Annotated in this window: 10 protein-coding genes; 6 read left to right on the top strand and 4 right to left on the bottom strand. The window is 61.8% G+C overall.

From position 1 onward, the window contains the following. Positions 1–18 precede the first annotated feature (18 nt). From IVB12_RS32290 to IVB12_RS32300, 3 genes are all read right to left on the bottom strand, one after another. Positions 19–1,182 carry a glycosyltransferase family 2 protein gene (locus IVB12_RS32290; protein WP_247305599.1) on the bottom strand — a complete coding sequence of 388 codons (1,164 nt, stop codon included), beginning with the start codon at positions 1,180–1,182 and terminating at the stop codon, positions 19–21. 611 nt (positions 1,183–1,793) lie between these two features. Further along, on the bottom strand, positions 1,794–2,084 hold the full coding sequence (locus tag IVB12_RS32295) for a hypothetical protein (protein WP_130211929.1): 291 nt from the start codon (positions 2,082–2,084) through the stop codon (positions 1,794–1,796). Between the two features lie 329 nt (positions 2,085–2,413). Then, on the bottom strand, positions 2,414–2,824 hold the full coding sequence (locus tag IVB12_RS32300; RefSeq protein WP_247305602.1) for a hypothetical protein: 411 nt from the start codon (positions 2,822–2,824) through the stop codon (positions 2,414–2,416). A gap of 254 nt (positions 2,825–3,078) precedes the next feature. Here IVB12_RS32300 and IVB12_RS32305 point away from each other — a divergent pair, with 254 nt between their 5' ends. Beyond that, complete coding sequence (locus IVB12_RS32305) at positions 3,079–4,374, top strand: acyltransferase (RefSeq protein WP_247305604.1); 1,296 nt, start codon at positions 3,079–3,081, stop codon at positions 4,372–4,374. Between the two features lie 348 nt (positions 4,375–4,722). After that, positions 4,723–5,613 carry an aldose 1-epimerase family protein gene (locus IVB12_RS32310; protein ID WP_247305607.1) on the top strand — a complete coding sequence of 297 codons (891 nt, stop codon included), beginning with the start codon at positions 4,723–4,725 and terminating at the stop codon, positions 5,611–5,613. A 7-nt stretch (positions 5,614–5,620) separates the two neighbouring features. Here IVB12_RS32310 and IVB12_RS32315 read toward each other — a convergent pair whose 3' ends face one another. Continuing rightward, positions 5,621–5,839 (bottom strand): hypothetical protein, encoded by a 219-nt coding sequence (locus tag IVB12_RS32315; RefSeq protein ID WP_247305610.1) that lies wholly within the window; start codon positions 5,837–5,839, stop codon positions 5,621–5,623. A 133-nt stretch (positions 5,840–5,972) separates the two neighbouring features. Between IVB12_RS32315 and pgm the strand changes: the two genes are divergently transcribed. From pgm to IVB12_RS32335, 4 genes are all read left to right on the top strand, one after another. Beyond that, a complete protein-coding gene (pgm, locus tag IVB12_RS32320; protein ID WP_247305613.1) occupies positions 5,973–7,619 on the top strand; it encodes a phosphoglucomutase (alpha-D-glucose-1,6-bisphosphate-dependent) in 1,647 nt (548 codons plus the stop codon). A 216-nt stretch (positions 7,620–7,835) separates the two neighbouring features. Further along, positions 7,836–8,885 (top strand): aromatic ring-hydroxylating dioxygenase subunit alpha, encoded by a 1,050-nt coding sequence (locus IVB12_RS32325; protein ID WP_247305617.1) that lies wholly within the window; start codon positions 7,836–7,838, stop codon positions 8,883–8,885. Between the two features lie 5 nt (positions 8,886–8,890). Then, complete coding sequence (locus IVB12_RS32330) at positions 8,891–9,643, top strand: GntR family transcriptional regulator (protein WP_247305620.1); 753 nt, start codon at positions 8,891–8,893, stop codon at positions 9,641–9,643. A gap of 10 nt (positions 9,644–9,653) precedes the next feature. Then, positions 9,654–10,634, top strand: a complete 981-nt coding sequence (locus tag IVB12_RS32335; protein ID WP_247305623.1) for a PDR/VanB family oxidoreductase — start codon at positions 9,654–9,656, stop codon at positions 10,632–10,634. The last annotated feature ends 258 nt before the right edge of the window (positions 10,635–10,892 follow it).

A 10,892-nucleotide genomic window follows, 5' to 3' on the forward strand; every position in this document is an offset into this window, starting at 1 on the left:
TGTGTTCAGGAAGCGGTGTCAGGGTTGTCGCGTCGCGGCCTGGTAGGCCGGGGAGAGACGCATCAGACCGCAACGGACAAGATCGTCTGATGATTGGTAGATCAGGCTATTGGGATAGATGAGCTCGAATGACGGATTCTGATCGAGCCGCTCCGCGTAGCGTTGATACTCGACCGAGCCGAGATAGTAGTTCCCCTCACGGACCGCGATTGCGACCTTATCGGTGAAGTCGTGAAGAAATTTGAAATGGAGCAGGGCGCCTGTGACATCGCCTGCCTTGCCTGCTGGGGCCATCAGGTGACCGGCGGCGATATAGCGACGGCCGGGCGACCATCGCGCGAGCGGCACTTTAGTGAGCAGCGGTGGCTGCCAGCGCGTTATGTTAACTGCAGGCAGCAGCCGCGCCAGCCCGTATGGCTCAAGCAACTGTACAAGTGCGTCGTAAAGAGCGATCTTTGGCGGCATCGGTTCGTCATAAAACAGCCTCGCTCGCGCACCACCCACCAGGTAGTTGGTCGGAAAGCCGCGCCGACGGCGCTTCACATAGGTGTCGGAATCGAAGTAGGGGGAGAAAGCGATGAGGCTCTCGCCGGCATGGTAGCGCTCCGGACCGCCGAGCCAGCGTGGATACATATCGACCATTTCCGCGGTCATGCAATCAGCGCCGGTGCTCTCCAGATAACGGCACAACCATCGAAGATCAAAACGTTCGCAGCCGGGGTAGACGAAGAGTTCGTCTGCGTCGAGCGTCAGCGCCCACCGTCCTGGCGCGAATTGGTCGAGCACGGCGCTGGTCCAACGCGCACCACCACTTGATTCTGCAAAAGGCTCCCGAATCTCGAACACGTGAACATCCGGCTGATCGAGCAGGAATGCTCGCGTGCCGTCGTCTGAACGGTCATCGATCGCGAGGAAACGTCCGACTCCGAGCCGGCGATGATGGCGCAGGAAATCGGGTAATCGCAGCATCTCGTTGCGGAGCTTGCCGACAGCTACGATCTCATCGACGCCGAAGTCGAGGGGCCGGGTATCAACCCGGTGAATGACCGGATCGGGGCGCTGCTTGGTCCGTGATCGCGTTGGCGTCAAAAGTGCGACAGCCGCTTGACCCCTTACGATCGACTCTTGTAACGCGTTCTGCGCGCCATTGCCGCCCGCCGCTGCTCTCGCCGGCAATTCCATTTTAGATTTTCCAGCCAACCGATCACATCTGCATTATCTACGATAAAGACGGCGAATATAGGTGCTATGGACGGTCACATTGTCTCAGCGGGTTGATCTAGCCTCATAAGTGCGTGGCGAGCTACAAATGGGCGCTTCTTCTTTGCAAGAGGAATATCGGCCGGCGTCGCGTCGGTTCCAAATTGATTGCATTGCCATTCATTCCCAAACGTCTTGAGCATACTTGATGTGTCGCTCCAGCTTGTCGCGCGTCGTGTCGTGCAAAAGCATTTTGCCCGGTCGGCTTTGTGCAACACAGCTATTCCGCGGAAGTTTCAAGGAGCCGAAATCAAAGTCAAAGAAGAAGCCTCCGCCACGCGTATTCAATTTGGTGCAGGAGATCTTTCGAGCCATTGAGCAGATTAGAGCTGCGGCCAACGGTTTCTGCGGAGCAGAACGCGTGCACGGGATCATGCCGCGTAAATGAAGCGCTCACAAGCACACCGGCGGGAATGCGGCCCCGCGGGATGAACTGCATGGCAATTAAGCAGGTGCGGAGCTTCTACAGAAGGATGTAACAATGTACGACCATGCGACAACATTCTCGCTGGCCGCTCATGATAGGGGGCTGACTAGACTGCGATTTGCGATTCAGGCATCTGCGGTGATGCCTCCGACTGCACCTGGTCGAGCACCGAGAGGTTCGCGATGAGCAGATAGATCAGCAGGCTCGCGCAATAGACGACTTGCAAAATTACCGCGCTGGCGACGAAGGCTATCGCGCCCGTGGCGAAACCCTGCTCAAGGCCCAAATACCACGCTGCAACCAGGATCAGCATCGTTGCGGGAATAAGAGCGTATGCGCGAAGAAAACGCCCCAGAAGAACACCCGCCACGGCGCTTGCGATCATCAGCACGACCAAAATCTGCCCTCCTGCTCTTGCACCAGAGATGTTCCGGACGCATGACGGGCCGTATTGTAGCCACAGAGCCGCTAAAAACATACCACTTTTGCACGGCCGTCGCCAGTCATTGGTGCGGCTGCCGCCGCGCCGCGGGCGGGCGGCTCTGTTCTGGAACGTGCTCGGTCGTCGGCGCGATCCCCTGGATTCCGGAGTTCTCCTGCTGACAACTTGGTGCTTTTCGGTTCCAGGGGTTTACTTTCCCCCCGGTGTGCTCGACCTCGGCAACAGGCGGATTCGCGAATGCGGCAAGAGGCTTGTGACCAAGGCGCCTCCGGAGGCGACCGGTCCTAGCCCCCCTGCTTTTTACGCAGCAGGAGCCCGACGAGTTCTTCGAGGCTCTGCTCAATGTCCACGGACTGCAAAGATCCGGTATCGGGCTCAGAGGAATGCGGCTCGATCAGACGCAAGCTTGCGCCGGCAGGCGCGGATTTCGCTGGCTTCGGCTCCCGAATGGATACGGGTTTAAGCGACTGAGGCATGTCATAGTTCGTCTGCTCAGTCATTGTGGGTTGAGGTGTGGCGTATCGCGTCCTGGTGCTTTCATCCGAAGATGGTCGCCTGGTTCTGAGCTCGGGCGAAACGTAGGGCTGCAAGTTCAGGTACTCGGCGTGCCGCTTACGAGAGATCAGCTCACGCGTGCCGTAGCCGGCCGCGAAGCCAATCGCGAGCAGAACAAATATGATGAGGAGCCCAACCATCAAACTATACGCGCCCACTCATAATTCTGCCTCAGAGTTAACCTGCTACCGTCCATATCCCGTAGTTGATAGATGCCGTAATTGACGATTTGAAGGCACGTCGTTCGGCGTGTCCGGGTGGGGCTGCGCTCGCCTGAGGATCGCTTCCAACGAGGGGTGAGGTGTTCGCGATACGAGATATTCGCTGTGATCCGCCGAGGCGCCAAGTTGCTGGTTAACGCGCCCCCGGTTTGGCATCGCACGCGTCGAGAGTGATGCGACAGCCATCGATTGAGAGGTCGCTCAACGTAGCGAGCATCGCAACAGGCAACCAGAATACCGAGATCGCCGTCTTGTCGTTACAATCCCCAGGTTCCACCATCATAGCCGGTAGTCGCGCGCAGAAGATCGGGGCGGTCAACGGTTTTCGCGGACTCGCCATCCTGATGGTGATCCTCTTTCACTTGCTTGTTCCGTTTACATCCAGCGCGCCGGCGTTTCCCGGCGAACTTGATCCGAATGGTCTCTTGGCCATTGTCGCAAAGCACGGCTTCTTGGGCGTAAATATCTTTTTTGTGCTCTCTGGATTCGTTCTGTACCTGCCCTATCGCACCAAGAAGCGGGCCATCGATCGGCTCGCCGACTTCGCGCATTTCTATTGGCATCGCGCAGCCCGGTTGCTTCCACTTTACTATACGGTTGTCCTCGTGACGGTTGCACTCCATGCCAAGTCGCCCGCAGGGTCGCACGCGTGGTATCTGGAGCTCGGCGGACTGCTATCTACGCTCTTCATTTTTGTGCCGCACGGGTTTATGCCTCCCTCCAATCCCGTATTGTGGTCCGTAGGCGTTGAAATCTGGTTCAGCCTTTTATTTCCGCTGCTGATTCTTCTGATCGCGCGCTTCGGCCTTCGAAGGCTGTTGCTGTTGAGCGTCGTCATCTGCTCAGCTTTTGTGATGGCTGGGCATCTTATCGCGGTGGATCGGGTTGGGATGTTTCGCCCGTTTGTGGGCGGAATATTTGGGTCGTGTTACCAGTTCATTTTCGGAATGTTGGTTTGCGATCTCTACGTCAAGTCCAGGGACAGCGTTTCACTCAGGAGATTTCAGTCGCGGGGGCTGCTGCCCGGACTGCTGCTGATGATCGCCGCCATATATCTCAAGGATAACGGCCCCTGGGCTGTGAGCATTCTCTACGCCACGATCTTTTGCGCCGGGTTTTCCATGGTGCTGCTGGCGGTGTTGTGCGGGGCATGGTCCGCAAATCGCTTGTTCGAGGCATGGCCCATTCAAATCGTCGGATGCATGTGCTACAGCATCTATGCGTGGCATTCGATCATCATGGTTGAAATGATCCCGCCCGATACGTCTCCGCTCCAAGACACGCTTCGACTTTCATTTCCGTATCTTGCAATAACGATCCTGCTAAGTGCGCTGAGCTATCGCTATATCGAATTTGGGCATCAGGGGGACTGGAGGTCGTTGTTCCTGTTGCGCAACTCCAATTCCGACGAGCTCACCGGCGCTGGGGTATCCCGTCGTGCTGAGTCTAAACCGGTCGCATCGTCCTAAGAGGACTCCCTGCTGGGACATCTGGGACTGCGGGTCAAAGGTATGTTCGGTGCTCGAGTTCGCGGCTGCGCCTCAGTCCTGTGGCAAAGTCGAGGGCGTTGCGGACCTTGGCGGCTTACTTTTGTATCCCGCCTAGCGCGACGGCTCTGAAGGTCCGACGGCGTGACAACCCAGGCGCTGATCATGCGAGTTGCTGCGCGTCGCCGCGCTGTCGAGCGATGGTCCACAGAACGAACCCAAATTTTCTTTTACATTTCAACGCTCTGCGCAAGCAAGCGCCATCGATGACCGTCACACCTCTGCCGGCGCCGCCTTGCTGCATATGAGGTCGCGGTGTAGATGTCGCACATGAGCGATGATGCCCATACCCTTCGAAGCGGCCGGCTCAGCGCGACCGTCAAGGCGCATGGCGCCGAACTGTGCTCGCTCATGGACGCCGGCGGCATCGAATTCGTCTGGCAGGCGGGGCCGCAATGGCCGCGCCATGCGCCGCTGCTGTTTCCGATCGTCGGGCGCCTCGCCAACGATGAATTGCGGCACCGGGGCAAGACCTATCGCATGACCCAGCACGGCTTTGCGCGCGACAGCCGTTTCGTGTGGACAGAACGCGGCGAGGGCCGCTGCACGCTGGTGCTCGAAGACAGCGAGGCGACGCGCGCGCTCTATCCGTTCGCATTCCGGCTCACCGCTGCCTATGCGATCGACGATTCCGGCCTTGATCTGACGTTCACGATCGCCAACACCGGCAAGGAGACATTGCCGGCTTCGCTCGGCGGCCATCCCGCCTTCAACTGGCCGCTCCAAGCCGGGCACGCGAAGGAGAGCTATGCGCTGACCTTTGCGAACGCGGAATCGGCTCCCGTCCGCCGTCTCGACGGCGGCTTGCTGCGCGCAGCAACCGAGCCGAGCCCGGTCAAGAATAGAGCGCTGCCCCTGTCCGAATCCCTGTTCGTGGATGACGCCATCATCTTCGACCGCATTGAGAGCAATTCGGTCCACTATGCCGCGGGGCAGGGCGCAGCAACCGGGCCCTGGCTGAAAATGTCCTGGCGCGGCTTTCGCGAACTCGGCATCTGGTCGAAACCGTCGGGCGCGCCGTTCCTCTGCATCGAGCCCTGGCGCGGCCATGCCAGCCCCACCGGCTTCGACGGCGAGTTCACCGAGAAGCCCGGCCTGATGCATATCGCGCCGGGTGCGCAAGAGTGCTTGTCGTTCCGGATCGAGGTCGGATCGTCCTGAGAACGCCTCAGAGCTCGATGCGCGTGAGGTCCTCACCGAGTACGACAGGACCCGAGTAATCCCGCCGGACATCGTCGAGCAGCGCGTTCAGCATGGTATCGTCGGTGCGCGGCCGGTGATGGGTCAGCGCGAGCTTCTTGACGCCGGCCTTGGCCGCGACCTTTCCGACCGTATCGCCGCAGGCAATCGTGAATTTCGCAAGCCTCGTGCTACGGGCCGGTTTCACCAGAACGACACTCGAATGTGAGGCGCAGCCGGCGGAAGGAACGCCCCCTCCCTCGCGCGTGTTGTGCCCTTGGCGGGGTGCCGGTCGGTGCTATTGTATCCCGCGATCGCGTGCGACAGGACGAGGTATTTCAGTGGCTAATGTTGATCCCGCGGCGGGCAAGCAGGCCTCGCCGGACGCGCTCACCAACATTCCGCGGCTGGTGACCGCCTATTTCGCCGGCAAGCCCGACGCGGCCGACCCCGCGCAACGGGTCGCGTTCGGCACCTCGGGTCATCGCGGCACCTCGTTCAAGAACACCTTCAACGAGGGCCACATCGTCGCGACCACGCAGGCGATTTGTGATTACCGGCGAGAAAAGGGGCTGACGGGCCCGCTCTTCATCGGCATCGATACCCATGCGCTGGCAGAGCCCGCCCTCACGAGCGCCGTCGAGGTGTTCGCGGCCAACGATGTCGATGTCATGATCGACAAGGATGGCGGCTACACGCCGACGCCGGTGATCTCGCACGCGATCCTGACCTACAACAAGGGGCGTACGGGCGGCCTCGCCGATGGCGTCGTGATCACGCCCTCGCACAATCCCCCGGAAGACGGCGGCTACAAATACAACCCGCCGCATGGCGGCCCCGCCGACACCGACGTCACCGGCGTGGTCGAGAAGCGCGCCAATGCTTATCTCGCCGAGGCCCTCAGGAGCGTGAAGCGCGTCGACTACGCCAAGGCGCGCAAGTCTTCGAAAGTCCACGCCTACGACTTCATCACACCTTATGTTGCCGATCTCGGCAATGTCGTCGATCTCGACCTGGTCAAGTCCGCCGGCGTCACGATCGGCATCGATCCGCTCGGCGGTGCCGCCGTGCATTACTGGCATCCGATCATCGAGCGCTACGGCCTCAAGGCCACCGTCGTGAACGAGGCGATCGATCCGACCTTCCGCTTCATGACGGTGGACTGGGACGGCAAGATTCGTATGGACTGCTCCTCGCCTTATGCGATGGCGAGCCTGATCGGGATGCGCGACCGCTTCGACGTCGCCTTTGCCAACGACACCGACGCCGATCGCCACGGCATCGTGACGCGCACCGGCGGCCTGATGAATCCAAACCATTATCTTGCGACCGCGATCTCCTATCTGTTCACGCACCGTCCGGACTGGGGCAAGGATGCCGCGATCGGCAAGACCGTGGTGTCGAGCTCGATTATCGATCGCGTTGCGAAAAAGCTCGGCCGCAAGCTGATCGAGACGCCGGTCGGCTTCAAATGGTTCGTCGACGGCCTCCTCACCGGCGGCTTCGGCTTCGGCGGCGAGGAGAGCGCGGGGGCCTCGTTCCTGCGCCGGGACGGCACGGTCTGGACCACCGACAAGGACGGCGTCATTCTTGGTCTGCTTGCTGCCGAGATCATGGCCAGGACCGGCCGTGACCCCAGCCAGCTCTTTGGCGACCTCACCGCCGAGTTCGGCGTGCCCCATTACGCGCGTACCGACGTCGCGGCCACGGGGCCGCAGAAGACCATCCTGAAATCGGTCACCCCCGAGCAACTTGGCCTGAAAGATCTCGCCGGCGACCCCGTCCGGGCCACCCTGAGCAAGGCGCCCGGCAACAGCCAGCCGTTCGGTGGCATCAAGGTCGAGACCGATTTCGGCTGGTTCGCAGCAAGGCCGTCGGGGACGGAGGACGTCTACAAGATCTACGCCGAGAGCTTCCGCAGCACCGAGCACCTGACGCGGATTCAGGAGGAGGCTAGGGCCGGCCTGGCGAGGGTGTTCGAGACGTAGCCGCCGGGCGCAAGCCTCTCTTACGTCCCTTGGAGGGCCCTCCAGGGGAAGTAAGAGGATCGCGCCCAGACATTCCTGCAAACCCAAAAAAAACATGCGCGATGTATACAATCGTCGAGATATAGGTATGGTAGTAGTGCCTTAATTCGCCTTGAATCCATCTAAGCTCCTGCTAGTGTATACATAACGTATTCATGAGCCGTGGGAGTGAGACCGATGACAAAGCCGTTCCCGATGAACGCCTGGTACGCTGCGGCATGGGATGCCGAGGTGAAGCCGGCGCTGTTGCCGCGGACGATCTGCGGCAAGCATGTCGTGATGTACCGCAAGGCCGACGGCTCGGTGGCCGCGCTGGAGGATGCCTGCTGGCATCGCCTGGTGCCGCTGTCCAAGGGACGGCTCGAAGGCGACACCGTCATCTGCGGCTATCACGGCCTGAAGTACAACGCGCAAGGGCGCTGCACCTTCATGCCCTCGCAGGAGACCATCAATCCGTCCGCCTGTGTCCGCGCTTATCCCGTGGTCGAGCGTCACCGCTACATCTGGCTCTGGATGGGCGATCCCTCGCTGGCCGATCCCGCGCTGGTTCCGGACATGCACTGGAATCACGATCCGGCCTGGGCCGGCGACGGCAAGACCATCCATGTCAAATGCGACTACCGCCTCGTGCTCGACAATCTCATGGATCTCACCCACGAAACTTTTGTGCACGGCTCCTCCATCGGTAACGATGCGGTGGCTGAGGCGCCGTTCGACGTCACCCATGGCGAGAAGACGGTGACCGTGACGCGCTGGATGCGCGGCATCGAGCCGCCGCCGTTCTGGGCCAAGCAACTCGGCAAGCCCGGTCTCGTCGACCGCTGGCAGATCATCCGCTTCGAAGCCCCGTGCACCATCGCCATCGACGTCGGCGTGGCGCCGACCGGCACCGGCGCGCCGGAAGGCGACCGCTCGCAGGGCGTCAACGGTTTCGTGCTCAACACCATCACGCCGGAGACCGAGAAGACCTGCCATTATTTCTGGGCGTTCGTGCGCAACTATCGCATCAGTGAGCAGCGCATCACCAGCGAAATCCGCGAGGGCGTCTCCGGCATCTTTCACGAGGACGAGCTGATCCTCGAAGCGCAGCAGCGCGCGATGGACGAGAACCCGGATCGTATCTTCTACAACCTCAACATCGATGCGGGCGCGATGTGGACGCGCAAGCTGATCGATCGCATGGTGGCGAAGGAAAACGCGCCGCAGCATCTCCAGGCCGCGGAATAGCCGACATGGCCGAACGTGAGGTCGACCGCTCCGTCTCGCAGACCGTGAAGGCGCAGCTCGCGCTGCGCGACCAGATCCTGTCAGGGTCGTTGCGTCCGGGCGAGCGCATCTCCGAACTCCAGGCGGTGGAGACCACCGGCGCCTCGCGCACGCCGGTGCGCATGGCGCTGGTGCGACTGGAGGAGGAGGGCCTCTTGGAGGCGATCCCGTCCGGCGGCTTCATGGTGAAGGCGTTCTCGGAGCGCGACATCTCCGACTCCATCGAGCTGCGCGGCACGCTGGAAGGCCTCGCCGCACGTTTCGCCGCCGAGCGCGGCGTCTCCGCGCGCGAGCTCGAGCCGCTGAAGGAGTGCCTCGCCGCCATCGACGAATTGCTGCGCCAGGTGCCGATCTCGGTCGATTCCTTCTCGTCCTATGTCACGCTGAACGCGCGCTTTCATGCGCTGCTCACGGAATTGTCGCGCAGCCCGCCGTTGATTCGCCAGATCGACCGCGCCTCCGCGCTGCCGTTCGCCTCGCCCAGCGGCTTCGTGATGGCGCAATCGGCGCTGCCCGAGGCGCAGCAGATCCTCATCATCGGGCAGGAGCATCATCGCGTCGTGATTGACGCGATCGAGAATCGCGAAGGCGCGCGCGCCGAGGCCGTCATGCGCGAGCATGCGCGGCTCGCGGTGCGCAACCTGCGGCTCGCGCTGCGCAACCGGACCCATCTCGACCTCTTGCCGGCGCTCGCGCTGATCAAGACCGCAACCGATTGAGGGCACAGCCATGCGCTTCATCGAAACCTGGATACCGGCAACGCTCGTCTCGACCCGCGATCTCGCACCGAGCATCCGCGAATTCCTGATCCGGCCGGATCAGTTCGATGGCGCCGCCTATCCGGTCGGCAGCCACATCAATGTCAGCGTCACCATCGACGGCCTGCCGGAGACGCGGTCCTATTCGCTGGTCGGCGAAGCCACCTCGGCTGGTTTCAAGATCGCGGTGCGCCGCGCTGATGATTCCCGAGGCGGCTCGCGCTATATGTGGTCATTGCAGCCAGGCGCACGGCTCGACATCACCCAGCCCGCCTCGCTGCTTGCGGTGGACTGGACGCGGGAAAACTATTGCCTGATCGCCGGTGGCATCGGCATCACCCCGATCCTCGGCGCCGCACAGGCGCTGGCGCGGCGCGGGGCTGACGTCACGCTGCATTATGCGGTGCGCTCGCGCGCCGAAGCCGCCTATCTCGATGATCTCGCCGCGCTGCTCGGCGATCGCCTGGTCGTTCATGCCAGCGACGAAGGCCACCGGCTCGATCTCGACGCCCTGTTCGCGTCGGCGCCCAAGGGCGCGCTCGCGCTGTTCTGCGGCCCGATGCGCATGCTCGATGCCGCGCGCCATGCCTGGATCGGCGCCGGCCATCCGCTTCCGGATCTCCGCTACGAGACCTTTGGCTCCAGCGGCACGCTGCCGACCGAGACGTTCCGGGTGCGTCTGAAGGACTCAAATGTCGAGCTCGAAATTCCGCGCGAACGCTCGATGCTGGACGTGCTCAACGCCAGCGGCCACGACGTGATGTATGATTGCAAGCGCGGCGAATGCGGCCTGTGCGCCATCGACGTGGTCGCGGTCGACGGCGACATCGACCATCGCGACGTTTTCTTCAGCGACCAGCAGAAGCAAAGCAACCAGAAGATCTGTGCCTGCGTCTCCCGCGCGAGGGGCACGATCACCGTGGATACACTGCTGCGGGCGGACGCGATCTGAAATAGCGTCCAGCGAGATCTGTTTTGGCGGAATGGACGGAGCCACGGACACCACCTCTCCCGCGTGCGGGAGAGGTCGCGCCGAAGCCGCGGGTGAGGGTTCTCTCCTCTGGGGAAGTCCCTCTGTGGAGACACCCTCCCCAATCCTCCCCCGCAAGCGCAGGGGAATCGCATATGGATTTCTCTGGCCTATTGCATTGGAGAGCAAGAGAGATTCTGAAGACGACTCCCAGAGCATGGAGGGGGTCGGATGCGGAGC

Origin of the sequence: Bradyrhizobium sp. 179, from assembly GCF_023073535.1 — a bacterium.
Classification (GTDB): Bacteria; Pseudomonadota; Alphaproteobacteria; order Rhizobiales; family Xanthobacteraceae; genus Bradyrhizobium.